This is a genomic window from Enterobacter sp. SST3 (genome assembly GCF_000286655.1).
Classification (GTDB): domain Bacteria; phylum Pseudomonadota; class Gammaproteobacteria; order Enterobacterales; family Enterobacteriaceae; genus Enterobacter; species Enterobacter roggenkampii.
In genome coordinates this window covers 1-24,968 of the sequence record NZ_ALNS01000045.1, presented here as the reverse complement: position 1 = coordinate 24,968, position 24,968 = coordinate 1, and the positions used below count along the sequence as shown (strand labels likewise).

Below are 24,968 nucleotides of genomic sequence, written 5' to 3'. Positions count from 1 at the left end.
CCTGGAATGAAATGTTAGTCGATGTACTTCATCGCCACCCGAGACGTCAGGCGGGTGATAAGTTCGTAAGCACTCACTTTAGTGATTTCAGCAATACGTTCAACGGGTAAACCTTCCCCCCACATCACCACATCGTCGCCGGGTTTATCCTGCGCTTCTGGCCCCAGATCGACGCAAATCATGTCCATCGCCACGCGGCCAACGATCTTCACCTCGCGACCGTTGACCAGCACCGGCGTACCCGTTGGTGCTGCGCGCGGATAGCCGTCGCCGTAGCCCATCGCCACCACGCCGAGACGCGTGTCGCGCTCGCTGGTCCAGGTGCCACCATAGCCCACCGGTTCACCGGCTTTGTGTTCTCGCACGGCAATCAGAGTAGACACCAGAGACATCACCGGCTGGAAACCCATGTCCGGCCCCCAGGGTTTATTCTCCAGCGGCGACACGCCGTAAAGAATGATGCCCGGTCGCGCCCAGTCGAAATGCGACTGCGGCCACAGCAGAATACCGCCGGATGCGGCGATCGAGCGCATCCCCGGCTTGCCTTCGCAGAAGGTATTAAAGATATCCAGCTGTCGCTCGGTCGCACCGCACTCGGGCTCATCGGCACGGGCGAAGTGGCTGACAATATTCACCGGCTGGCGCACGTTTTTGCACCGGCATAAACGCTGATAAAACGCTTCGGCGCTTTCCGGACGCACGCCCAGACGGTGCATGCCCGTATCAAGCTTCATCCACACGGTCACCGGCTCGCTCAGCTCAGCGGTTTCCAGCGCGGCCAGCTGTTCTTCGTTGTGTACCGCCGTGTGCAGATGCTGATCCGCGATAGTTGGCAGATCGGCGGCTTCGAAAAAGCCTTCGAGGAGCAGAATCGGCTGGGTAATCCCCCCCGCGCGCAGGCGGAGGGCTTCTTCAAGACGGGCGACGCCAAAGGCGTCGGCATCGGGGAGCGTTCGCGCGGTCTCAAGAAGACCGTGTCCGTAAGCGTTCGCTTTCACGACTGCAACGAGCTTGCTGGCGGGTGCCAGTTCACGCAGACGTTGCAGGTTGTGTCGCAGAGCGCGGCGGTTAATGACAACAGTTGCCGCTTGCATTTGAATTCCTTAGAAATTACTCATCATCATATTGAGGACCGGCATAGTTGTCGAAACGCGACCACTGGCCGTTAAAGGTCAGACGCACCGTCCCGATCGGGCCGTTACGTTGTTTACCAATAATAATTTCGGCGATCCCTTTCAGGTCGCTGTTCTCGTGATAAACCTCATCACGGTAGATAAACATGATTAAGTCGGCATCCTGCTCGATGGAGCCGGATTCACGCAGGTCGGAGTTGACCGGGCGCTTGTCGGCACGTTGTTCCAGAGAGCGGTTAAGCTGCGACAGCGCCACCACCGGCACGTGCAGTTCTTTGGCTAACGCCTTGAGCGAGCGGGAAATTTCGGCGATCTCCAGCGTACGGTTGTCGGAGAGCGACGGGACGCGCATCAGCTGAAGGTAGTCGATCATGATAAGGCCGATACCGCCGTGTTCGCGGGCGATACGACGCGCGCGGGAACGGACTTCCGTCGGCGTCAGGCCGGAAGAGTCATCAATATAGATGTTACGTTTTTCCAGCAGAATGCCCATGGTGCCGGAGATGCGCGCCCAGTCCTCATCGTCGAGCTGACCGGTACGGATGCGGGTCTGGTCCACGCGCGACAGCGATGCCAGAGAACGCATCATGATCTGCTCGGAGGGCATCTCAAGGCTGAAAATCAGTACCGGCTTATCCTGCAACATCGCCGCATTTTCGACGAGGTTCATCGCAAATGTCGTTTTACCCATCGACGGACGCGCGGCGACGATAATCAAATCCGACGGCTGCAGACCGGCGGTTTTTTTGTTGAGATCGTCATAACCGGTGTTCACCCCGGTCACACCGTCGTGCGGCTGCTGGAACAGCTGTTCGATACGGGCAACGGTGGCGTCGAGGACGTCGGCGATGTTTTTGGGGCCTTCGTCTTTGTTGGCGCGGCTTTCGGCGATTTTGAAGACGCGGGACTCGGCAAGGTCGAGCAGGTCTTCACTGGTGCGACCCTGCGGATCAAAACCCGCTTCGGCGATCTCATTCGCCACCGAGATCATCTCGCGGACAACGGCGCGTTCACGCACGATGTCAGCATAAGCGCTGATGTTCGCCGCACTTGGCGTGTTTTTTGACAGTTCTGCCAGATAGGCAAACCCGCCAACGCTGTCCAGCTGTCCCTGACGCTCCAGCGACTCCGCGAGCGTGATCAGGTCAATCGGGCTACCCGACTCCTGCAGGCGCGCCATTTCGGTAAAGATATGACGGTGCGGACGGGTGTAGAAATCCTCAGACACCACGCGCTCGGCGACGTCGTCCCAGCGCTCGTTATCCAGCATTAAACCGCCCAACACCGACTGTTCCGCTTCAATCGAGTGCGGCGGGACTTTTAACCCTGCGACCTGGAAATCACGCTCGCGAGGTTCAGTCTGTTTGTTGAAGGGTTTGTTTCCTGCCATAGTGAATGGAGTTACCGAGATAAAGAGTGGGTCGAAAGATTACCACATTCTGGAGGAAGCATGGCAACACGTATTGAATTTCATAAGCATGGTGGCCCTGACGTACTCAACGCGGTGGAGTTCACCCCCACCGCGCCTGGCGAAAACGAAGTGCAGGTTGAAAACAAAGCCATCGGCATAAACTACATCGACACCTATATTCGCGGCGGGCTCTACCCGCCTCCATCGATGCCGAGTGGACTGGGCACCGAGGCGGCCGGCGTCGTCGTCAAAGTGGGCAGCGCGGTTAAGCATATTAAAGAAGGCGACCGCGTGGTGTACGCGCAATCTCCGCTGGGCGCTTACAGCTCCGTCCACAACGTCCCGGCGGATAAAGCCGCCCTGCTGCCCAACGCCATCTCCTTTGAGCAGGCGGCGGCCTCCTTTCTGAAAGGGTTAACCGTTTACTACCTGCTGCGCAAAACCTATGAAATTAAACCCGACGAGCAGTTCCTGTTTCATGCCGCGGCGGGTGGCGTCGGGCTCATCGCCTGTCAGTGGGCAAAAGCGCTGGGCGCAAAACTGATCGGCACCGTGGGCAATGCCCAAAAAGCCCAGCGCGCGCTGCAGGCGGGCGCCTGGCAGGTGATTAACTACCGTGAAGAGAGCATTGTCGAACGGCTGAAGGAGATCACCAGCGGCAAAAAGGTGCGCGTGGTGTATGACTCGGTAGGGAAAGACACCTGGGAAGCGTCGCTGGACTGCCTGCAGCGTCGTGGGCTGATGGTGAGCTTCGGGAATGCGTCAGGCGCAGTCACCGGCGTGAATCTGGGCATCCTTAACCAGAAAGGCTCGCTGTACGTCACGCGCCCTTCCCTGCAAGGCTACATCACCAACCGGGAAGAACTTGAGGAAGCCAGCAACGAGCTGTTCTCGCTGATCGCCAGCGGCGTCATTAAGGTGGATGTGGCAGAAGCGCAGAAATACCCGCTAGCCGATGCGCAGCGTGCGCATGAGGTGCTGGAGAGCCGGGCAACGCAGGGGTCGAGTTTATTGATTCCCTGAGCCCCAAAAAGAAATTGGGCTTCCCGTGGGAAGCCCTTTCTTTTTTTAGTTCGGCTGTATGTAGGGTACAGCGCGATGAATTCTTTAACGGCAGTCATAGTGACAGATTCGATAAGTAAATCCTATTCTGTTCTAAGCCAGGCTGCCGGAAAAGTTACAACTCTGTGACGAACCCCTCAATACCTTAGTAACGGAAGCGGTTATTGCGCTGATAACTGGGCACTTTTGGCGATTTAATCGCCCGTATCACCCATACCACCGCCACGGCCAGCAGTAACCACGGCAGCAGTTTGATCGTCAGGGCAAACAATCCGCCAATAAACATGACGACCGTCGCCACCACGATAGCCGCCAGAATGCCAAGCAGCGAAATGCCCGTTGCTAACAGCATGACAAAAAAGCCAATCACAAAAAGTAGTTCCAGCATGGTGCTCTCCCACGAGTTCCCGAATGATGCAGCAAACATTACAAGAATCATGCCAGACATAACGTGTTGTTCTTAAAGCAAAACGCCCCGCGAGAATTCGCAGGGCGTGGTGAATTTGACGAACTTTTAGCGAAAGTTATCGCTTGTCCGCCACCAGGCGCAACGCATGTTCCAGCACCTCAATATCGGCCCCGGCTTTATGCGCGTTTTCGCTCAGGTAGCGACGCCACTGACGCGCGCCCGGAATGCCCTGGAACAGCCCAAGCATATGGCGAGTGATATGGCCGAGATACGTACCGTTGCTCAGCTCGCGCTCAATGTAAGGATACATCGCCCGCACGACGGCAACCGGATCGGTGTCTGCACCTTCGATGCCAAAGATTTCGCGATCGACCGTCGCCAGAATGCCCGGGTTCTGATACGCCTCGCGCCCGACCATCACCCCATCCATATGTTCAAGATGCGCTTTGGCCTCTTCCAGCGACTTGATGCCGCCGTTAATGGACATCGTCAGGTGCGGGAAGTCACGCTTCAGCTGATACACGCGCGGGTAGTCCAGCGGCGGGATCTCACGGTTCTCTTTCGGGCTCAGGCCAGAGAGCCAGGCTTTTCGCGCATGGATGATGAACATCTCGCATTCGCCCTTGCCGGAGACCGTATTGATGAAATCGCACAGGAATTCGTAGCTGTCCTGGTCGTCAATCCCGATACGGGTTTTGACCGTCACCGGAATGGAAACGACGTCGCGCATCGCCTTGATACAGTCCGCCACCAGCTGCGCGTTCCCCATCAGGCAGGCGCCGAACATGCCGTTTTGCACGCGATCGGACGGGCAGCCAACGTTGAGGTTGATCTCGTCGTAGCCGCGCGCTTCAGCCAGCTTCGCGCACTGCGCCAGGGCGGCCGGATCGCTGCCGCCCAGCTGCAGGGCAACCGGATGCTCTTCTTCGCTATAGGCCAGATAGTCGCCCTTGCCGTGAATGATTGCGCCTGTGGTCACCATTTCGGTGTACAGCAGCGTATGGCGGGAGAGCTGGCGCAGGAAATAGCGGCAGTGTCTGTCCGTCCAGTCGAGCATTGGCGCAATGGAAAAACGGTGTGCAGGGAAAGCGGTCTGTAATTCTGACGACATGGCGAAGTTTTAAGCATCTGGTGGAAAAGGGGCGCTACTATAGCACAAAGAAAAGCCGGAGGCGCAGCGCCTCCGGTGGACTTTAGAACGTCATGCTCAGCTGAGCCCCTGCGCCCCAGGTTTCGTCTTCACCGTACAGGCCCATCAGGTCAACATGCACGGTGCTAAACGGCGCGAAACCGACACCGCCGGTAAAGACATTGCTGTCGTTACCCTTCACGTCGGCACGATAACCCGCACGCACCGCCAGCCAGCTCAGCGGCGTCACCTCGGCACCGACACCCACGTACTGCGACGTATCTTCGCTCTTGAAGCCTTTGGTTTCGGTCAGATCGCCATCGGCGGTCAGCGTCACCAGGTCGTTGTGCCAGGCAGCACCGGCGGTCACCAGCGGACGGATCTGGTAGGTGTCTTTATAGCTCACCACTTCTCCCGTACGGCCGTTGCGGATACGGATGTCTTTGGTGTCGATATCACGCGACATCAGGTTTTGTCCGCTCACGCCCACGGTCCAGTGTTCGCCGAAATCGGCCGCAATACCGGCATCCACGTTGAAGCCCGTATCGTCAGTGCGGTAGCGGCTGTCGTTCCATTTGTTACTGTCGTAATCGTAGATTGACGTGGTGTAGTTATAGACCCAGGTTTTTTGCAGTTTTGGCGTAACCCCCACGGAAACCGGGACGCCACCCAGATCGAACTGACGGGCAACAGCAACACCGTAATCGGAGACTATCGCCGCCCGGCCGGATGCCGTTGAGTTGAGGTTTTTGGTGATCTGATCCGTACCATTCAGCGCAGCGTCCAGCGCGACACCGGCAGCCACGACATTGCTTCGTTGAATACGGCGAAGGTAATCAATATCTTGCTGATCGATAGACGAGCTCACCCGGCCATGGGCATAGCCTTTCGCCATGAAGGCTACCGAAAGGACATCGTTAGGGATACTCACCGCAAGCCCTGCCCCTGCCGTTGCGCGTGCGGTTTTGCCTTTGAGATAGTCCAACTCATCGGCCAGATCTTTGGCCGCGCCCTGGAATTGATTAATGGAACCTAATGGATTGGTGATAATTTCTCGTGGCGTGAGATTATCAACCACATCCTTGTAGTGATTAATTTTGTCGTTGATGTTATCAATCTCGTCCTGAAGATTGTCTTCATCCGTGATTTGCGCGCCAACCGAAGGCAATATGACCGTCACATCATCGTCCGGTTTTGCCTTTGCCAGCAGCGCGGGGTTGATTAACGCCCCACTACCATAGCTTCCCGAAGCCACGCCGGTGCCACCCATTGCGTCGCTGCGTGATTCTGTCCAGGTATTGGCTGCTCCCGCCTGATTTGCCATAAACAAGGAGACAGCAATGCTAACCACCGAAAATTTAAAATTTTTTTTCACAGTATGCCCGTTATAGTCTGTTATGAAATAACCCCTGTCTGTTATCACCCAAACAGGAACGAACTATTGCTGTGAATAAGTAGTAAAAGACCCGCTATTTCTTTCCCTAAGTAAAACTCCCTTACGGCCTGTTATATTTTGTGACGGCCCTCAATATTTATAGAAGAGGAAATTATTTTTTCCCAGGTTTTCCATCATGCGGCCCAAAAAACTGCGGGGGATGATCTACCCAGCGATCTTCCCGCGTGGCGGCATACACGGGGTTGAGCGGGTAGTAGATGCGGTTGTGCTTCTTGTTGGCCTCGCCAACGACCAGGAGCCGAACCTCATCGTCCGTGTTGTTGATAAAGGTATGACAGATGCCGGTTCCGGCGGGAAAGCCTACGCTGTCGCCAGGCTCCAGTTTCCACAAGTAGCCGTTAATCCAGGCTTCAGGGTAGCCTTCGAGCACGTAAACAAACTCTTCTTCGTCGCTCTCCGCATGCGGATAGGACGTTCTGCGCCCAGGCGGCAGGCGCTCATGATGGATGCCAATACGCCCGAGCCCAAGCTTGCGAGCCAGCGGAGCACCAATGGAAAACAGCTCATCGCTGTCGGGGTAGGTCGAGTCATCCGCGCCTTCCACGTCGCGCCAGTGTCGAATGCAGTCAGGTCTTTTCATTCTGGTTCTCCCGGTTTTCGATGGGTCAGGTATAGCACAGACTGGCGGATCTCGGTGTTTTTAGCAGAACATGATAAAGTGAAGGTTTTCCGTCCTATAACATCCGGGGTGCTACATGGATAAGTCCACAAAAGAGCTGTTAGCGCAGGCCGAAAAGCTGTGTGCGCAACGCAATGTGCGCCTGACTCCGCAGCGCCTTGAAGTATTACGTCTGATGAGCCTGCAGCAGGGTGCCATCAGCGCCTACGATCTGCTGGATCTGCTGCGCGAAAGCGAGCCGCAGGCAAAGCCGCCGACGGTCTATCGCGCGCTGGATTTCCTGCTTGAACAAGGGTTCGTGCACAAGGTGGAATCCACCAACAGCTATGTGCTATGCCATCTGTTCGATCAGCCCACCCACACATCGGCGATGTTTATCTGTGACCGCTGCGGCGTGGTGAAAGAAGAGGCTGCGGAAGGCGTGGAAGATATTATGCATACGCTGGCAGCGAAAATGGGCTTTGCCCTGCGTCATAACGTGATTGAAGCGCACGGGCTCTGTTCCGCGTGCGTGGAGGTGGAAGCCTGTCGCCATCAGGACGCGTGTCAGCACGACCACTCTATCCTGGTGAAGAAAAAGCCGCGTTAGCGGCAAAAGAAAAGGCGGCTCATGGCCGCCCTCAGGGTGTACTTCCTTGTACTTTCGGGTGTAGCCCGGTTACCAGCGGTAGTCGTTGCGTTTTTCCCAGTCGCCCACTTCTTTTTCCGCCTGGTCTTTTGCGTAGCCGTAACGCTCCTGGATTTTACCGACAAGCTGATCGCGTTTACCTTCGATGACGGTCATGTCGTCATCCGTCAGCTTACCCCACTGTTCTTTCGCTTTACCTTTGAACTGCTTCCAGTTGCCGCCGATTTCGTCTTTATTCATCATCGTGTCCTCTTCGTTAAGCGTCGGGTCGTAACGTCCGTTACGTTCTTTTCTGCTGGACGTGATAATTATTGTAGTTAAGGATTCCGTGGTTAATTTCATATTCGGAATCTTTAACCGTCACGATATATCGGAGCGCGAGGGAAACCAGGTATTGTTTTGCCAGTGTCGGTGCCAGATAAACGCCAGCGATAATCCGCGCAACGAGAGGAAGACGGCCAGGGCCAGCCATAAACCATGATTCCCCAGCCAGGGGAGCGTCAGGAGCGTCAGGCCAAATCCGGCCGCCGCGACAGCCATACTGTTGCGCATTTCGGCTCCGCGCGTCGCCCCAATAAACATGCCGTCCAGCAGATAACACCAGACGCCAACCACCGGTAAGACGACTTGCCAGATGAGATAGTGGCTCGCCAGCTCGCGCAGCGCAGGGAGAGAGGTAAGCAATGCAACGATTTGCTCACCGAAGCAGGCGTAAACCAGACCAAAGGCCAGCGCCACCAGCCCCGACTGACGGCAGGCAGCCCGCCACACCTCCCGAAGCTGCCCGCTTTCGCGCGCGCCGTACGCCTGCCCGGAATGCGCTTCAACCGCGTAGGCAAATCCGTCCAGCGCATAGGCGGTAAAGGTCAGAAGCGTCATCAATACCGCATTCACCGCAACGATTTCCGGCCCCAGTCGAGCCCCGAAAACCGTCAGCGCGCCGAAGCAGAGCTGAAGAAGAAGCGAGCGCAGCATGATGTCACGGTTGAGCGCCAGCAGCTTACGGATATTGCCGCGCCATGCGGTTTTGAGCAGCGCCAGGGAGATCCCGCGCATGGCCAGCACACGCCGGACCATCCACAAGCCAATGATAAAGGTCCCGTATTCGGCAATCGCCGTCGCCAGCGCCGCGCCCTGCACGTTCATATGCAGACCCATGACCAGCCAGACGTCCAGAACAATGTTGAGCAGATTACCCACCACCAGCAAAATCACGGGCGCGCGGGCGTACTGCACGCCCAGTAGCCACCCCAGCAGAACCAGGTTTGCCAGCGAGGCAGGTGCGCTGAGCCAGCGGATTTCCAGGAACCGTCGCGCCTGCGCCAGTACCGCTTCGCTGCCACCGACGATATGAAGCGCAAGATCGATCAGGGGGGCCCGCAATACAACGATTAACGCACCCGCGCCAACCGCGAGGATTAGCGGCTGCACCAGTGCGCGCGCCAGACGCAGCGGATCTTTCGCGCCATAAGCCTGTGCGGTAAGACCGGTGGTACTCATGCGCAAAAAGAGCAGCAGCATAAACAGGAAGCTGGTTGCCGTCGCGCCAATCGCCACGCCGCCAAGATAAACCGGTGAATCAAGATGGCCTATAACGGCAGTATCGACCAGCCCCAGCAAGGGCACGGTAATATTGGAGAAAATCATCGGCAGAGCAAGACGCCACAATGCCTTATCGGATGCCGTCAGCAGTGACATGAAAGATACCGGGAGTGGGGAATGAATCAGGCTACAGCGGTGCCATAGCCTGTCAGGAAGAGATTACAGCCATTCACCGTTGCGAATCACGCCTACCGCCAGACCTTCAATAGAGAAGCTCTGTTCGCGGAGGTCGACCACAATCGGGGTGAACTCGCTGTTTTCGGGCAGCAACTGAACAGTGTTACCCTGCTTTTTCAGACGCTTAACGGTCACTTCGTCATCAATGCGTGCGACCACGACCTGGCCGTTTCGCACGTCCTGGGTTTTATGCACCGCAAGCAGATCGCCATCAAGAATGCCGATGTCTTTCATCGACATGCCGCTGACGCGCAGCAGGAAATCAGCGCTCGGTTTGAACATGCCGGGATCGACCTGGTAGTGACCTTCAATATGCTGTTGTGCCAGCAGCGGCTCACCTGCAGCAACGCGGCCTATCAGCGGAATGCCCGTCTCTTCTTCCACCAGCAGGCGGATACCACGCGACGCGCCTGACACAATCTCAATCACACCCTTACGCGCCAGCGCTTTCAGGTGTTCCTCGGCAGCATTCGGAGAACGGAAGCCCAGACGCTGCGCGATTTCCGCACGCGTGGGTGGCATACCCGTCTGGCCGATATGATCCCGAATGAGATCAAACACCTCTTGCTGCCTGGTCGTTAACGCTTTCATTCCGCCCCCTGGGTGTATATACAGTTATGCTGTGAGTATATACAGTCAAAGGCGATTTTGGAACCAAAAACTGCACAAAAAACCAGGGACTTAATTATTCCTCGAGGCTCATAGGAAATGTGACCAAAGCAGGGTGACCCAGGTGATAACGGCAGTGATAATCGCCAGCAACACGGCAGCAGAGCCCATGTCTTTTGCACGGCCAGAAAGCTCATGGAAATCGGAACCAATGCGATCAACAACGGCCTCAATAGCGCTATTAAGAATTTCCACTATCATCACCAGAAGTACGGAACCGATAAGCAGTACGCGGGTAATAGCATCAACATCAAGGAAACAGGCGACGATCACCGCGATGATTGCGGCGACGCCCTCCTGGCGAAAAGCGGCTTCGTTGACCCATGCGGCACGGAAACCTTTCCATGAATAGCCGGCGGCTTTGATGATACGCGTTAACCCAGTGGTATTATTGGCCATTAAAAGAACCTTTTTTAAAAAAGAGCGTCATTAACATGAGGCGGAGCGCGTTTCGCTACAGCCTGAAGTATGACGGGTAACAACAGAAATTTTGCGCGCTTTCTGTTATCCTTGCGCCGCAATTGCATTATTAACCAGAGGCTTTACATCGTTTATGTCCGGCTGGCCACGAATTTACTACAAATTACTTAATTTACCATTAAGCATCCTGGTAAAAAGCAAGTCTATCCCAGCAGAACCCGCGCTGGAACTGGGGCTCGATACGTCGCGCCCTATTATGTACGTTTTGCCTTATAACTCGAAGGCAGACTTACTGACGCTTCGCGCCCAGTGTCTGGCGCATGACTTACCTGACCCGCTTGAACCGCTGGAAGTTGACGGTACGCTGCTGCCGCGCTACGTCTTCATCCACGGCGGGCCGCGCGTATTTACCTATTACACGCCGAAAGAAGAGTCCATCAAGCTGTTCCATGACTATCTCGACCTGCACCGCAGCAACCCCGAGCTGGATGTGCAGATGGTGCCGGTATCGGTGATGTTTGGTCGTCGTCCGGGTCGTGAAAAAGGCGAAGAGAATCCGCCGCTGCGCATGCTTAACGGCATCCAGAAGTTCTTCGCGGTCTCCTGGCTGGGACGCGACAGCTTTGTGCGTTTCTCCCCTTCCGTTTCGCTGCGTCGCATGGCGGACGAGCACGGCACCGACAAGATCATCGCGCAAAAACTGGCGCGCGTGGCGCGTATGCACTTCGCTCGTCAGCGCCTGGCGGCCGTAGGGCCACGCCTCCCGGCGCGTCAGGATCTGTTCAACAAGCTGCTGGCCTCCAAAGCGATCGCCCGCGCCGTTGAAGACGAAGCGCGCAGCAAGAAAATTTCGCATGAGAAAGCTCAGCAGAACGCCATTGCGCTGATGGAAGAGATCGCAGCGAACTTCTCTTACGAGATGATTCGCCTGTCCGATCGTATTCTCGGCTTTACATGGAACCGCCTGTATCAGGGCATCAACGTGCATAACGCTGAGCGTGTACGTCAGCTGGCGCACGATGGCCATGAGATTGTCTATGTCCCCTGCCACCGCAGCCACATGGACTACCTGCTCCTTTCCTACGTGCTCTATCACCAGGGGCTGGTGCCACCGCACATCGCAGCCGGTATCAACCTGAACTTCTGGCCCGCGGGCCCGATTTTCCGCCGCCTGGGCGCGTTCTTTATTCGTCGTACCTTCAAGGGCAACAAGCTCTACTCCACCGTGTTCCGCGAGTATCTGGGCGAGCTGTTCAGCCGCGGCTATTCCGTGGAGTACTTCGTGGAGGGTGGGCGTTCCCGTACCGGTCGTCTGCTCGATCCGAAGACCGGCACGCTGTCGATGACCATCCAGGCCATGCTGCGCGGCGGTACCCGTCCGATCACGCTGGTGCCTATCTACATCGGCTATGAGCACGTGATGGAAGTGGGCACGTACGCGAAAGAGCTGCGCGGTGCGACCAAAGAGAAAGAGAGCCTGCCGCAGATGCTGCGCGGCTTGAGCAAGCTGCGCAATCTCGGTCAGGGCTACGTGAACTTCGGCGAGCCGATGCCGCTGATGACCTACCTGAACCATCATGTGCCGGAATGGCGCGAGTCCATCGATCCTATCGAAGCGGTGCGTCCTGCCTGGCTGACGCCAACGGTTAACGGCATCGCGTCCGAGCTGATGGTGCGCATTAACAACGCCGGTGCGGCTAACGCCATGAACCTCTGCTGTACGGCACTTCTGGCTTCACGTCAGCGTTCCCTGACCCGTGAACAGCTTACGGAGCAGCTGGATTGCTATCTGGACATGATGCGTAACGTGCCGTATTCGGTTGACTCGACCGTGCCTTCTGCAACCGCCAGTGAACTTATCGATCACGCGTTGCAGATGAACAAGTTTGAAGTGGAGAAGGACACGATCGGCGACATCATCATTCTGCCGCGCGAGCAGGCCGTTCTGATGACCTACTACCGCAACAACATCACGCATATGCTGATGCTGCCGTCGCTCATGGCCGCCATTATTACCCAGCATCGTCATATCTCCCGTCAGGAGCTATTGCGCCATCTTGAGACCATCTATCCAATGCTGAAAGCGGAGCTGTTCCTGCGCTGGAGTAAGGATGAGCTGGCGACAGAACTGGATAAGATGACGGAAGAGATGCGTCGCCAGGGGCTGATTACCCTGAACAACGACGAGCTGCACATCAATCCGTCACGCTCCCGCACCCTGCAGCTGCTGGCGGCCGGTGCGCGCGAAACGCTGCAGCGCTACGCCATCACGTTCTGGCTGCTGAGCGCGAACCCGTCCATCAACCGCGGTACGCTGGAGAAAGAGAGCCGGACGCTGGCCCAGCGCCTGTCCGTTCTGCACGGCATTAACGCCCCTGAATTCTTCGACAAAGCGGTCTTCAGTTCTCTGGTGCTGACGCTGCGCGATGAAGGCTTCATCAGCGATACGGGTGATGCCGAGCCGGAAGAGACGTTGAAGGTGTACCAGATGCTGGCAGAGCTGATTACCTCGGACGTGCGCTTAACGATTGAGAGCGCCACGCAGGGCGAGTAACACAATGCCGGGTTATGGCCCGGCCTGACGCCCTGGATAATAAAAAGGCCCGGTAAGCGCTGACGCTACCGGGCCTTTTTTTGCCTTGTTAAATCAGTGCATTTAGCTGAGCAGCGTAAAGGCAATCATCCCGACAATTGCACCCGTCGTGCCGAGGATAGTTTCCATCAGCGTCCAGGTTTTCAGGGTTTGCGCTTCGGTGGCACCGGTAAACTTACCGAACAGCCAGAAGCCGGCGTCGTTAACGTGAGAGACCACAATCGAACCGCCCGCGATACAGATAGAGAGCGCGGCCATCTGGGCACCGGAGTAGTTCAGCTGTTCAATCACCGGCATCACCAGACCCACGGCGGTTAAACACGCCACGGTGGCGGAACCCTGGATGATACGCACCGCCGCAGCCAGCACAAAGCAGGTGACCGCAATCGGCAAGCCCATCCCGGTCAGCGCTTCGCCCAGAGCCGGGCCCACGCCGGAATCCACCAGCACCTGCTTGAACACGCCGCCTGCGCCGATAACCAGCAGGATAATCCCCGCAGGCTGCAGCGCCGCACCGCAGATCTCCATCACCCGGTCTTTTGGCATCCCCTGACGCATCGCCAGACCGTAAATCGCCACCAGGCACGCCACCAGGATCGCCGTGAACGGATGACCAATGAACTCAAACCATTCGTAGGCGGTAGAACCGACCGGCACAAAGCGCGCGGCGATGGTTTTCAGGCCCACCAGCACCAGCGGCAGCAGGATCAGCGACAGGCTGAAGCCAAAGGATGGCATTTTGCCCTCGCCCAGGTGCGGCTCGGTAATGTCGTCCGGAATGTGCAGCTCAACGTAACGGCTGATGAAGTTGCCCCACAGCGGACCGGCAATAATCATCCCCGGGATTGCCGCGCACAGGCCAATCAGGATCATCCAGCCAAAGTCAGCGTGCATCTGGGACGCCAGCAGCATCGGCGCAGGCCCCGGCAGCAGAAACGCTGCGGCTGCCGCCACGCCCGCAAACAGCGGAATGACCAGCTTGACGAGGTTAGTGCCGGTATGGCGCGCCATAGAAAACGCGACGCTGATGAGCAGCACAACGGCCACTTCGAAGAACAGCGGCAGCGCGCAAATCAGCCCTGCCAGACCAATCGCGTAGTGCGCGCGGCTGTGGCCGAAGGATTTCAGCATCTTGACGGCAATCTGGTCGACCGCGCCCGTCTCGTGCAAAATCTTGCCAAACATCGCGCCCAGCGCTACCACAATCGCCAGGAAGCCCAGCGTACCGCCCATCCCTTTTTCCATTGTCGCGGCGATCTTGTCGAGCGGCATACCGGAAAAGAGACCAGCACCAATAGAAACCACCATCAAAGCAACAAAGGCGTGCATGCGCGCCTTCATCACTAAAAACAACAGCAGCAATACCGAACCTACTGCTGTCAAAACTAGCGTTAATGTACTCAAAACTTACTGCCTTTTATTAATGACCTCGATGGTGCTGGCAACAACACCCTCCAGTGACTGATCGATATCAACCACTAAGACGTCTTTTTCGTCTTCACCCGGCTCCTGCAGTGCTTCAAACTGCGTCACCAGCATCTGGGTTTTGAAGAAGTGACCTTTACGCGCCTTCAGGCGGCTTTCAATCACCTCGAAATCCCCTTTCAGGTAGATGAAAGAGAGGTTCGGATTGCCGTCACGCAGCAGATCGCGGTAGGTTTTTTTCAGCGCGGAGCAGACGATCAGGGAGACTTTATTGGTGCGCTGCATCGCGAACGCGGCGTCGTTCAGCGCCTGCAACCACGGTTTACGGTCGTCGTCGTTCAGCGGCTCGCCGGAGGCCATTTTCATGATGTTGCTGCGCGGATGGAGGAAGTCGCCATCAAGAAACGCAGCCTGGAGTTGATGCGCCACTTCGCTGGCCACGGCTGATTTCCCGCTACCGGAAACGCCCATCAGGACGTAGACGTGGTGATCGTGATTAGTCGTGCTCAAAGGGTGTCCCTCAGTCAATTGTTACGGGTAACAGTTATCGGTAACATTGTCCTGCCGGGGCAAAAGAGAAGCAATATCCAAACGTGCGCGAAGTGAATAAGTGTGAGCTACTTCAAATTTGTCAGTTCAAATAGATCCACCCGGTGACAAGGTGAAACCTAAATCTAACATTTTCGGCGTAACCGTCTCGCCACGAATGCGCGCCAGCAGGCGTTCTGCGCCAATGCGGCCCATACGTTCACGCGGCGTCAGGACGCTCGCCAGACGCGGCTCCATCACCTGACCGATGTCATGGCCGTGGAAACCGGCGATCGCCATATCATCAGGGATCTTCAGCCCCAGACGCTGGCACTCAAACGCTGCGCCGACCGCAAGGTCATCGTTGGTACAGAAAATACCGTCCAGTTGCGGATACTCGCGTCGCGCCTGACGCATCAGCTCAATACCCGACGTATAGGAAGAGGACTGCTCCACCATCACGCTGTACGGGGTTAAGTTCGCGTCGAGCATCGCCTGCTCGTATCCCTTCTGTTTGATGATAGTACGTTCATCAAGACGCGCACCCAGATAGGCGATATGACGATGCCCGCGGGCGATAATGGCCGCCGTCATCTGGCGCGCCGCTTCGAAGTTATCAAAGCCGACGGCGATGTCGAGGCACGGCGACTGGCTGTCCATCAGCTCCACGACCGGAATACCGGCCACTTCAATCATTTTGAGCGTGCGGGCAGTGTGGGTACGTTCGGTTAAAATCAGGCCGTCAATGTTCCAGGAAAGCATCGATTCAAGACGTTCCTCTTCGAGTTCCGGCTTGTACCCGTAGTGGGCGAGCATGGTCTGGTAACCAAACGCATCGGTGACGCTTTCAATTCCACGTAATACTTCGGCGAAAACCTGGTTGGTCAAAGAAGGAAGCAGAACGCCCACCGCGCGGCTGGTCGCATTCGAGAGAATATCGGGTGCACGGTTGGGGATGTAACCCAGTTCATCAAGGGCAGCGGCAATCTTGCCACGTAACGCCACGGAAACCTGTTCCGGGTTACGTAAAAAACGGCTGACCGTCATTTTGGTCACACCGACGCGATCGGCGACATCCTGAAGTACGGGGCGTTTCTTTTTCATCGTCCTGAGAAATCTTGAAGTGAGAGATTCGCTCAGTTTACCACGGACAAAGCCCATCCTTCCCCTGTCAAAGGGAAGGATGGGGATTTATTTATGTTTTATTACACCGGCGGCAGGTCAAACAGCAGAATTTCGCTTTCGCTGTCGGCATGCACGGAGATCGCCTGCTCATCCCAGATGGCCAGACCATCGGCGGTTGTCGCTTTGGTGCCGTTGATGGACACCTCCCCTTTCACCACCTGGATCCAGACGCGGCGGTTAGCGGCAATCTGATGCACGGACTGTTCATCTTTCGCCAGCGCCCAGCGGTACAGCTCCATATCCTGATGCACTTTCAGGGAGCCTTCACGCGCATCCGGGGAGAGCACCAGCTGTTTACCCTGTTTGGCGTCGAAGCGGCGCTGCTCGTAGCGCGGCGTGATGCCGGTCTCTTCTGGAATGATCCAGATTTGATACAGGTGCAGTTTTTCCGTTTTGCTTGGGTTGTACTCGGAGTGACGCACCCCGGTACCCGCGCTCATAATCTGGAACTCGCCCGCCGGAACCTGCTCTTTGTTGCCCATGCTGTCCTGGTGCTCAACCGCGCCTTCCAGCACATAGGTCAGGATTTCCATGTCTTTGTGCGGGTGGGTACCGAAGCCCTGGCCTGCATCAATCACGTCGTCGTTAATCACCCGCAGTGCGGAGAAGCCCATGAAGTTCGGGTCGTAGTAGTCGGCAAACGAGAATGAATGCCATGAGTCCAGCCAGCCATGATTCGCGTGACCACGTTCGTTTGCTTTGCGTAAGTAGATCATTGTTTTCACCCTCAGTTCGTTTCGATGGAGTAAGTGTGGACGCAAACGGCCTGGGATCATAGGGGGTGAAAATTGACTCCTCTGTTCAAAAATTGTGAACAAGTGCAGAGGAGCCGTTTTTGCTTATTTTGCGAGGGTTACCGTGGCAGGAGAAGCCTGTTCGAAGGCCCGCTCAAGGATTTCGAGGTTGGTCAGAACGTCAGATTCCTTGACGTAATTCGCCGTGCCGTTTGTGAGGGTCTCAAACAGCGCATCATAGACGCGGCCATAGTCGCCGGTTTCCGGCTTCAACGTTTCTTTGACCGTCACGCCCTCGTCGTTCACATACTCCAGCACGCCCACGGAATCGTCCGCGGCAAAGCCTGGTTCACCCGGCATGATATTGGCCTTCAGGCTGGTCTCCTGCTGGTCGATACCGTATTTGATAAACGAACCTTTAGTGCCGTGAACGATAAATTTCGGGTAGTCGATCTTCACCAGGTGGCTGGTTTTGACGATGGCTTTAAGGTCGCCGTAGAACAGCTGGGCTTCGAAGGTATCGTCCGGGTTGGCTTTATTGCGCAGGCTGCGAATGTCATACGTCACGTGGTCCGGGCGGCCAAACAGGGAGATGATCTGGTCCATGGTGTGCACCCCCAGCCCGTAGAACGAACCATCCTGCGGCAGTCCGGGTTGCGTTTCCGCCACCGGGCGGTAGTAATCGAAGTGACTTTCGATCTCCACAATGTCGCCGAGCTTGCCGCTTTCAATCGCTTTTTTTGCCGTCAGGAAGCAGCTGTCAAAGCGACGGTTCTGATACGGCGTGACGGTCAACCCTTTACTTTTCGCCAGCGCGAACAGCGCTTTCGCTTCGGCGATGGTCGGGGTGAACGGCTTTTCTACCAGCACGTTTTTGCCCGCTTCCAGCGCGCGTTTCGCATAGTCAAAATGGCTGTCGGCGTGGGTGCAGACAACCACCAGCGTGACCTGCGGATCGTTAAGCACCTCATCGAGATCGCTGGTGAAATGGATGTGGGAGTACTGCGGAGACTGCTCCTCCGGCTTCGCGCGGCGGCGGTAGATATGGGCCACATGCCAGGTATCTTTACGGTTGAGGACATACGGCAGGTGATAGCGGGTGGTGCTTTTGCCAAATCCAATAAATGCACAGTGTAGTGTCATGGCTCAGTCCTTTTGGAAGGTTACTGAGTCTAACCATAACAAAAAAAAAGCCAGCTAAAAGCTGGCTAAAGTAATACTGGAAGCAATGTGAGCAATGTCGTGCTTTCAGGTTCCCGTAGCGGTCTTCCTGAATGCAGAGCAATAATAATCATTCTCATTCGCACTTGTCCAATACTTTTTGCAAAAAATAGCGGTTGACTCAAATTTTAAAGTCATTGATGTTGGAAGGGCCTTTTAACTGACTGAGGAACAAGGAATGAGTGAGATAGTGATACGCCACATCGAACCCAGCGATGCAGAAGCTTTACGTGACATCATGTCGCATCCTGATGTGTATCACGACACGCTACAGCTCCCTCATCCTTCTATGGAAATGTGGCACGAACGCGTTGCGACAAAACCAGGCCGGCGCCATCTCGTTGCCTGTCTGGACCAGCGCGTTATTGGACATATGGCACTGGACGTAATGGAAAACCCGCGTCGCAGCCATGTTGCCACATTCGGCATCAGCGTGGCTGCGGATATGCAGGGACGCGGCGTAGGCCGCAGGCTCATGAGCGAGATGATCAACCTGTGTGACAACTGGTTGCGTATTGAACGTATCGAACTGACGGTCTTTGCCGATAACCCCTCGGCAGTTGCCCTCTATAAAAATTTTGGTTTTGAAATCGAAGGAACCGGCAAGAAATTTGCCCTGCGCAACGGCGAATATGTGGACGCGTATTATATGGCGAGAATGAAGTAATGATTTGCCGGGTGGCGGCTTCGCCTTACCCGGCCTACGTTCGTGCAGTTGTAGGCCCGGTAAGCGCAGCGCCACCGGGCAACACATCAATACCCCGCCGTCAAATCATCCACCGAACGCGGATCTGATGCGCCAAACAGCGCTCCGTCCGGCCCCACCATAATGCTCTGGGTGCTGCCCATCGCCTCTTTCACCGCCACCTTCTGCCCACGCTGCTCAAGCAGTTTAATGGTGTCCGGGCTAAAGCCCTTCTCGACGCGCAGCTCGTCCGGCAGCCACTGGTGGTGGAAACGCGGGGCGTTAGTCGCTTCGGCGACGTTCATCCCAAAGTCGATACTGTTTACCACCATCTGTAATACGGTGGTGATAATCCGGCTGCCGCCCGGGCTACCGGTTACCAGCCAGGTTTTGCCCTCTTTCACCACGATGGTGGGCGACATGGACGACAGCGGACGTTTCTTCGGCCCTACCGCATTCGCATCGCCGCCGACCAGCCCGTAGACGTTCGGCACGCCCGGCTTGGCGGAGAAGTCATCCATCTCGTTGTTCAGCAGAATGCCGCTGTTGCCCGCCACAATCCCGGTGCCGAAGGTGGTGTTGAGCGTATAGGTCACCGCCACCGCGTTACCGTCTTTATCCACCACCGAGAAGTGGGTGGTCTGGTTGCTTTCATACGGCGCCAGCTTGCCGGGACGGATCTCGCTCGACGGCCTGGCCTTGTTGATATCAATCTGATCGGCAATGGATTTGGCGTACGCCTTGTTGGTCAGCGCCTGCCACGGCACCTTCACGAAGTCCGGGTCGCCGAGATATTCCGAGCGGTCAGCGTAGGCGCGTTTTTCCGCTTCCGCCATTATCTGCATGGCATCCGCGCTGCCGAAGCCGAACTTGTGCATATCGAAGTTTTCAAGAATGTTGAGGATCTGCACGATGTGAATGCCCCCGGAAGACGGCGGCGGCATGGAGAAGACCTCGTACCCGCGGTAGGTGCCGCTAATCGGCTCGCGCTCCACCGCCCTGTAGTCCGCCAGATCCGCTTTGGTGATGAGCCCGCCGTTCTTCTGCATCTCTTGTGCAATCTGGTCGGCAATCGCCCCTTTGTAGAAAGCGTCCGGACCGTGCTCCGCAATCAGCTCCAGGCTTTTGGCGAGGTTCTTCTGCACCAGCTTATCGCCCTTCTTCAGCGGTTCACCGTCTTTCCAGAAGATCGCCTTACTGTTTTCGTGATTCGGAATGACTTCGCTGCCGTAGGTTTTGAGGTCGTCTGCCAGGGCGTCATTCACCACAAAGCCCTCCCGCGCCAGCTTGATAGCAGGCTGAACCACCTTGTTCAGCGGCATCGTGCCGTATTTTTCCAGCGCCAACGAGAAGCCCGCAACGGTGCCCGGCGTGCCGGAGGCCAGGTGCGAGGTCAGGGATTTTTTACTGTCCGGGTTGCCCTGGTCATCGAGGAACATGTCCCGTGACGCCTGAGAAGGCGCCATTTCACGGAAGTCGATGGCGGCGGTTTTCCCGTCTTTGGTGCGCAGCATCATAAAGCCGCCGCCGCCCAGGTTCCCCGCCTGCGGGTGCGTCACCGCCAGCGCATAGCCGACAGCGACCGCCGCATCCACCGCGTTACCGCCCTGCCTGAGAATATCAACACCCACGCGGGTCGCCAGCGCATCCACCGACGCCACCATGCCGTGGGTTGCCCGCACGGGATGAAAGACATCTTCCTCCACGCCGTAAGAGACCGGAGGCGCCGCGGGCGGGTTGGCCGCCACGCTAAATGTACCGCCTGCCATCAGCGCGGCGAGGGCGACCCAGCGCAAAAACGTTGGTTTCATCATTATTGTTCTCCAGGTGAAGGGATCCATATTCCCCGCTTAAGCCTGGTTCACAACTCCTAAAAAATCATCGTCATGGTGAAATCAGGGTAAACTTAAGAGAGACCTCAAAAGGAGGAAATGACAATGAAACGCTTATTGATTCTTACGGCGCTGATCCCGTTTGCCGCGCTCGCACAGCCACTCAATACGATGAATAACCCGAACCAGCCGGGTTACGTTATCCCGAGCCAGCAGCGTATGCAGACCGAGATGATGAGCCAGCAACAGCAGCAAAAAGGGATGCTGAATCAGCAGCTGAGAACGCAGACCCAGATGCAGCAGCAAAGCCTGCAAAATCAGATGAACGCCAACACCCAGCGCGTGCAGCAGGGGCAGGTGCGCGAGCAGCCGCTGCCGAACAGAAACGGCGGAATGTTAGGTGGGATGACCTCGTCAGGCAGCGGACAGCAGCATATGCTGCCGCCGCAGTCGAATGGCAGTATGCTTAATCCGCAGAACTAAAGTCCGGGCCGATCAGGTCAATCGCATCGGTACAGATGCTGTCCACGCCCCAGCGCAGCAGTTCGGCCGCACGCTGGGGTTTGTTGACGGTGTAAACCAGAATATGCAGTCCCGCGTCTTTCAGCATCTTCACCCGCGCCTCATCCAGCAGCTTGTGATTAAGATGAATAGAGACACACGCTAAGCGCGTCGTCAGCTCGCGCCAGTCCTCGCGCCACTCGTCCAGCAATAGCCCGCGCGGCAGTTCCGGCGCGGCCGCCTGTGCCGCCTCCAGCGCGTCGATTTCAAACGAGGAGAGCAGCGGCGCGGTCATCCCTTCCCACAGCTCGCGCGCGGCAAGGGCGATCACTTTGCCGGTCAGCGGCCCGGTGCCGGTGGTCGGTTTGATTTCGATATTGGCCATCATGCCGTGCTGGCGACAGCGATCGGCCACTTCCGCCAGCAGCGGCAGCGGTTCGCCTTTGAATTCGCCGCTGTACCAGCTTCCGGCGTCGACTTTCAGCAGATCGCGCCACGGCAGCTCGCCCGCCACGCCCCAGCCGTTGCTGGTGCGTTCGAGGTTATCGTCATGCAGCAGGAAAATCTCGCCGTCTTTCGACAGCTTGGCGTCGAACTCGATCATGGTGTGGCCGTAACGCGCGCCAACATCAATCGCCGCCAGGGTGTTCTCCGGCGCCAGCTTACCGCCGCCGCGGTGGGCGACGACGTGGGGATAAGGCCAGTTGCTCATACTCGTTGTCCTGTTTCACCGTCAAAAAGGTGCAGATGATTTTCCGGCAGGTGCAGCCACAGCGTGCTGCCCGCTTTCGGGCGCTCCTGATGCGCCAGACGCACCACCATCTTTTGCTCGCCCCAGCGCCCGTGCGCCAGGTTATCTGCACCCAACATCTCCAGCGTGTCCATCACCAGCGGCACGCCGCCTTCCGCCTGAGAGGTTAAACCGATATGTTCCGGGCGGATACCGAGCGTCATCTTACGCCCGGCGTAGCCACGATAGTACCAGTTGATCGGCAATGCCATCCCGCTTTCCAGCTCAAAGTGCGTGCCCGTGCTGCTGATGCGCCCTTCGAGCAGGTTCATCGCCGGGCTGCCGATAAAGCTCGCCACAAAGCGGGTAGCCGGTTTCTCGTAGACTTCCACGGGGGTACCAATCTGCTCGGCAACGCCTTTGTTCATCACCATCACGCGCTGGGCGAGGGTCATGGCCTCAACCTGATCGTGGGTAACGTACAGTGACGTGGTTTTCAGACGACGGTGCAGCTGCTGCAGCTCAAGACGCATCTGCACGCGCAGCTTGGCGTCGAGGTTAGAGAGCGGCTCATCGAAGAGGAATACCGCCGGATCGCGCACGATGGCGCGCCCCATCGCCACGCGCTGGCGCTGGCCGCCGGAGAGTTCGCGCGGGCGGCGCTTGAGCAGGCCGTCCAGCTCCAGAATGCGCGCCGCTTCTTTCACGCGCTCCTCAATATGGCCTTTGCCCATGCCGCGGATTTTCAGCCCCCAGGCCATGTTCTCCTCCACGCTCATGTGCGGGTAGAGGGCGTAGTTCTGGAACACCATCGCGATGCCCCTGTCTTTCGGCTCCATCTCGGTGACGCGCTGGCGGTCAATCCAGATATCCCCGGACGTTACGCGCTCCAGCCCCGCCACCATGCGCAGCAGGGTGGATTTGCCACAGCCGGACGGGCCGACCATCACGATAAACTCCCCGTCCGCCACGTCGAGCGTGAGCGGCTGAATCACCTGGGTTTTGCCGTCCCAGCTTTTGGTTACTGCCTGAAGTTTTAAACCTGCCATCTTATTTCTCGCTATCGACCAGGCCGCGGACAAACGCGCGCTGCATGGCTAAAACAATGACTACGGGTGGGATGAGGGTGAGCAGCATCGCCGCCATCACCTGGTTCCAGAGGGTGGTGCCTTCGCCGGTGGCAATCATGCCTTTGATGCCCGCCACGGCGGTGCCGAGGTTGACGTCCTGAATAATCAGCAGCGGCCACAGGTACTGGTTCCAGCCGTAGATAAAGGTGATCACAAACAGCGCCGCAAGGTTGGTTTTCGACAGCGGCAGCACGATGTCGCGGAAGAAGCGCATCGGCGACGCGCCGTCGATGCGCGCGGCTTCAATCAGCTCGTCCGGCAGGGTCATAAAGAACTGGCGGAACAGGAAGGTGGCGGTCGCCGAGGCCATCAGCGGCAGGGTTAGGCCCGCGTAGCTGTCGAGCATCTTGAGGTTGGCGATCACTTCCACCGTCGGGAAGATACGCACCTCCACCGGCAACATCAGGGTGATAAAAATCATCCAGAAAAACAGGTTGCGCAGCGGAAAGCGGAACCAGACGATGGCGAAGGCCGAGAGCATCGACACCGTAATTTTGCCGACCGTAATGCCGAACGCCATGATGAAGCTGTTGAGCATCATCAGCCAGAACGGCGCGCTGTTGGCGCCCACGCCCTGGGTCCAGATGGTCTTCATGTTCTCGAACAGATGCGTGCCTGGGATCAGCGTCATCGGCGTATCGAACACCGCTTTGGTGTCCAGCGTGGCGGCGACAAAGGCCACGTACAGTGGGAAGAGGATGACGATGATCCCCAGAATCAGCGTGGTGTGGCTGAAAATCGTCAGCCCGCGACGGTTCTCAATCATTGGTAGCGCACCTTACTTTCAACATAGCGGAACTGCACCACCGTGAGGATGATGACGAGGAACATCAGCACCACCGACTGCGCGGCGGAGGCCGAGAGATCCAGCCCGGCGAAGCCTTCGCGGTAGATCTTATAGATAAGCGTGGTGGTCGCCTGCACCGGACCGCCTGCGGTGGCCGCATCGATCACCGGGAAGGTGTCGAAGAAGGCGTAGACGAGGTTAACCACCAGCAGGAAGAAGCTCACCGGGGCAATCAGCGGCAGCGACAGCCTGAAGAAGCGACGAATCGGCCCTGCGCCGTCAATGGCGGCGGCCTCCACCAGCGAACGCGGGATGGACTGCAGCGCGGCAAAGAAGAACAGGAAGTTGTAGCTGATCTGCTTCCACACCGAGGCGAACACCACCAGGAACATGGCCTGGCCGCTGTTCTGGGCGTGGTTCCAGTCGTAGCCGAACTCTGCCAGGAAATGGGTAATCAGCCCGCGCCCCGGGTTAAACAGGAAGATCCACAGCACGGCGGCGACGGCGGGCGCCACGGCGTACGGCAGCAGCATCAGGGTCTGATACAGGCGGCTGCCGCGCACCACGTAATCCACCAGCGCGGCGAAAAACAGCGAGGCAACAAGGCCGCTGACGGTGACCAGCGCGCTGAACCTGATCGTCGTCCAGAAGGCGTCCAGGTAGTAGCTGTCATGGAACAGCGCGGTAAAATTGTCCAGCCCGACAAACTGGCTGGAGAGCCCAAACGGATCGACGCTTTGTACCGAGTACCACAGCGCTTCGCCCGCAGGCCAGATAAAGAAGATAACGGTGATGACCAGCTGAGGCGCGACCAGCAGGTACGGCAGCCAGCGGGAACGGAACACCGGACGGGATGATGACATTGAGATTGGGTTCCTGAGCAATGCCGGGTGGCGGCTACG

General features: G+C 57.2%; 25 protein-coding genes. 5 read left to right on the top strand and 20 right to left on the bottom strand.

Annotated features, from left to right (window positions below; genetic code table 11):
- Positions 1-14: 14 nt before the first annotated feature.
- Both alr and dnaB read right to left on the bottom strand, forming a co-directional pair.
- Positions 15-1,094 carry an alanine racemase gene (alr, locus tag B498_RS00940; protein WP_008503376.1) on the bottom strand — a complete coding sequence of 360 codons (1,080 nt, stop codon included), beginning with the start codon at positions 1,092-1,094 and terminating at the stop codon, positions 15-17.
- Between the two features lie 16 nt (positions 1,095-1,110).
- Positions 1,111-2,523, bottom strand: a complete 1,413-nt coding sequence (gene dnaB, locus B498_RS00945) for a replicative DNA helicase (RefSeq protein WP_008503375.1) — start codon at positions 2,521-2,523, stop codon at positions 1,111-1,113.
- 60 nt (positions 2,524-2,583) lie between these two features.
- Here dnaB and B498_RS00950 point away from each other — a divergent pair, with 60 nt between their 5' ends.
- Complete coding sequence (locus B498_RS00950; protein WP_008503374.1) at positions 2,584-3,567, top strand: quinone oxidoreductase; 984 nt, start codon at positions 2,584-2,586, stop codon at positions 3,565-3,567.
- Positions 3,568-3,751: 184 nt separating this feature from the next.
- Here B498_RS00950 and pspG read toward each other — a convergent pair whose 3' ends face one another.
- From pspG to B498_RS00970, 4 genes are all read right to left on the bottom strand, one after another.
- Positions 3,752-3,994, bottom strand: a complete 243-nt coding sequence (pspG, locus tag B498_RS00955) for an envelope stress response protein PspG (RefSeq protein ID WP_008503373.1) — start codon at positions 3,992-3,994, stop codon at positions 3,752-3,754.
- 136 nt (positions 3,995-4,130) lie between these two features.
- Positions 4,131-5,126: a tRNA dihydrouridine(20/20a) synthase DusA gene (gene dusA, locus B498_RS00960; protein WP_032623124.1), complete on the bottom strand. Its 996-nt coding sequence runs from the start codon at positions 5,124-5,126 to the stop codon at positions 4,131-4,133.
- A gap of 82 nt (positions 5,127-5,208) precedes the next feature.
- Positions 5,209-6,519, bottom strand: a complete 1,311-nt coding sequence (locus B498_RS00965) for a conjugal transfer protein TraF (RefSeq protein WP_021242754.1) — start codon at positions 6,517-6,519, stop codon at positions 5,209-5,211.
- A 172-nt stretch (positions 6,520-6,691) separates the two neighbouring features.
- A complete protein-coding gene (locus B498_RS00970; protein WP_008503370.1) occupies positions 6,692-7,180 on the bottom strand; it encodes a cupin domain-containing protein in 489 nt (162 codons plus the stop codon).
- Between the two features lie 115 nt (positions 7,181-7,295).
- Here B498_RS00970 and zur point away from each other — a divergent pair, with 115 nt between their 5' ends.
- On the top strand, positions 7,296-7,808 hold the full coding sequence (gene zur / locus B498_RS00975) for a zinc uptake transcriptional repressor Zur (RefSeq protein WP_008503369.1): 513 nt from the start codon (positions 7,296-7,298) through the stop codon (positions 7,806-7,808).
- Between the two features lie 69 nt (positions 7,809-7,877).
- On the opposite strand, the gene B498_RS00980 is transcribed toward zur, so the two are convergent.
- The 4 genes from B498_RS00980 to B498_RS00995 all read right to left on the bottom strand — a co-directional run bounded on the left by B498_RS00980 (position 7,878) and on the right by B498_RS00995 (position 10,694).
- A complete protein-coding gene (locus B498_RS00980; protein ID WP_014830284.1) occupies positions 7,878-8,087 on the bottom strand; it encodes a CsbD family protein in 210 nt (69 codons plus the stop codon).
- Between the two features lie 120 nt (positions 8,088-8,207).
- On the bottom strand, positions 8,208-9,545 hold the full coding sequence (dinF, locus tag B498_RS00985; RefSeq protein WP_008503367.1) for an MATE family efflux transporter DinF: 1,338 nt from the start codon (positions 9,543-9,545) through the stop codon (positions 8,208-8,210).
- 63 nt (positions 9,546-9,608) lie between these two features.
- Positions 9,609-10,217, bottom strand: coding sequence for a transcriptional repressor LexA (lexA, locus tag B498_RS00990; RefSeq protein WP_008503366.1), 609 nt, complete (start codon positions 10,215-10,217; stop codon positions 9,609-9,611).
- 108 nt (positions 10,218-10,325) lie between these two features.
- Complete coding sequence (locus B498_RS00995) at positions 10,326-10,694, bottom strand: diacylglycerol kinase (RefSeq protein WP_008503365.1); 369 nt, start codon at positions 10,692-10,694, stop codon at positions 10,326-10,328.
- A gap of 154 nt (positions 10,695-10,848) precedes the next feature.
- Here B498_RS00995 and plsB point away from each other — a divergent pair, with 154 nt between their 5' ends.
- A complete protein-coding gene (gene plsB / locus B498_RS01000) occupies positions 10,849-13,269 on the top strand; it encodes a glycerol-3-phosphate 1-O-acyltransferase PlsB (protein WP_008503364.1) in 2,421 nt (806 codons plus the stop codon).
- A 102-nt stretch (positions 13,270-13,371) separates the two neighbouring features.
- Here plsB and gntU read toward each other — a convergent pair whose 3' ends face one another.
- The 5 genes from gntU to B498_RS01025 form a co-directional block, all read right to left on the bottom strand.
- Positions 13,372-14,712 carry a gluconate transporter gene (gene gntU, locus B498_RS01005; protein WP_014833577.1) on the bottom strand — a complete coding sequence of 447 codons (1,341 nt, stop codon included), beginning with the start codon at positions 14,710-14,712 and terminating at the stop codon, positions 13,372-13,374.
- A gap of 3 nt (positions 14,713-14,715) precedes the next feature.
- Complete coding sequence (gntK, locus tag B498_RS01010; protein WP_008503362.1) at positions 14,716-15,243, bottom strand: gluconokinase; 528 nt, start codon at positions 15,241-15,243, stop codon at positions 14,716-14,718.
- 126 nt (positions 15,244-15,369) lie between these two features.
- Positions 15,370-16,365 (bottom strand): gluconate operon transcriptional repressor GntR, encoded by a 996-nt coding sequence (gene gntR / locus B498_RS01015; protein WP_021242747.1) that lies wholly within the window; start codon positions 16,363-16,365, stop codon positions 15,370-15,372.
- Positions 16,366-16,466: 101 nt separating this feature from the next.
- A complete protein-coding gene (locus B498_RS01020; RefSeq protein ID WP_008503360.1) occupies positions 16,467-17,162 on the bottom strand; it encodes a pirin family protein in 696 nt (231 codons plus the stop codon).
- A 123-nt stretch (positions 17,163-17,285) separates the two neighbouring features.
- Positions 17,286-18,323: an oxidoreductase gene (locus B498_RS01025; protein ID WP_008503359.1), complete on the bottom strand. Its 1,038-nt coding sequence runs from the start codon at positions 18,321-18,323 to the stop codon at positions 17,286-17,288.
- Positions 18,324-18,579: 256 nt separating this feature from the next.
- On the opposite strand from B498_RS01025, the gene yhhY reads away from it, so the two are divergent.
- On the top strand, positions 18,580-19,068 hold the full coding sequence (gene yhhY, locus B498_RS01030; protein ID WP_008503358.1) for an N-acetyltransferase: 489 nt from the start codon (positions 18,580-18,582) through the stop codon (positions 19,066-19,068).
- Between the two features lie 86 nt (positions 19,069-19,154).
- Here the strand turns inward: yhhY and ggt are convergent, their stop codons facing one another.
- Positions 19,155-20,900 (bottom strand): gamma-glutamyltransferase, encoded by a 1,746-nt coding sequence (gene ggt, locus B498_RS01035; RefSeq protein ID WP_008503357.1) that lies wholly within the window; start codon positions 20,898-20,900, stop codon positions 19,155-19,157.
- A gap of 123 nt (positions 20,901-21,023) precedes the next feature.
- On the opposite strand from ggt, the gene B498_RS01040 reads away from it, so the two are divergent.
- Positions 21,024-21,401, top strand: a complete 378-nt coding sequence (locus B498_RS01040; protein WP_008503356.1) for a DUF2756 family protein — start codon at positions 21,024-21,026, stop codon at positions 21,399-21,401.
- Here the strand turns inward: B498_RS01040 and ugpQ are convergent.
- The 4 genes from ugpQ to ugpA are packed head-to-tail and all read right to left on the bottom strand — an operon-like array spanning position 21,385 to position 24,929.
- Positions 21,385-22,131: a glycerophosphodiester phosphodiesterase gene (gene ugpQ / locus B498_RS01045; protein WP_008503355.1), complete on the bottom strand. Its 747-nt coding sequence runs from the start codon at positions 22,129-22,131 to the stop codon at positions 21,385-21,387. The genes B498_RS01040 and ugpQ overlap by 17 nt on opposite strands.
- Positions 22,128-23,198, bottom strand: a complete 1,071-nt coding sequence (locus B498_RS01050) for a sn-glycerol-3-phosphate import ATP-binding protein UgpC (RefSeq protein ID WP_008503354.1) — start codon at positions 23,196-23,198, stop codon at positions 22,128-22,130. Before B498_RS01050 ends, ugpQ begins: the two co-directional genes overlap by 4 nt.
- A 1-nt stretch (position 23,199) precedes the next feature.
- Positions 23,200-24,045, bottom strand: a complete 846-nt coding sequence (gene ugpE / locus B498_RS01055) for a sn-glycerol-3-phosphate ABC transporter permease UgpE (protein ID WP_008503353.1) — start codon at positions 24,043-24,045, stop codon at positions 23,200-23,202.
- Positions 24,042-24,929, bottom strand: coding sequence for a sn-glycerol-3-phosphate ABC transporter permease UgpA (ugpA, locus tag B498_RS01060; RefSeq protein WP_008503352.1), 888 nt, complete (start codon positions 24,927-24,929; stop codon positions 24,042-24,044). Before ugpA ends, ugpE begins: the two co-directional genes overlap by 4 nt.
- Positions 24,930-24,968: the final 39 nt, after the last annotated feature.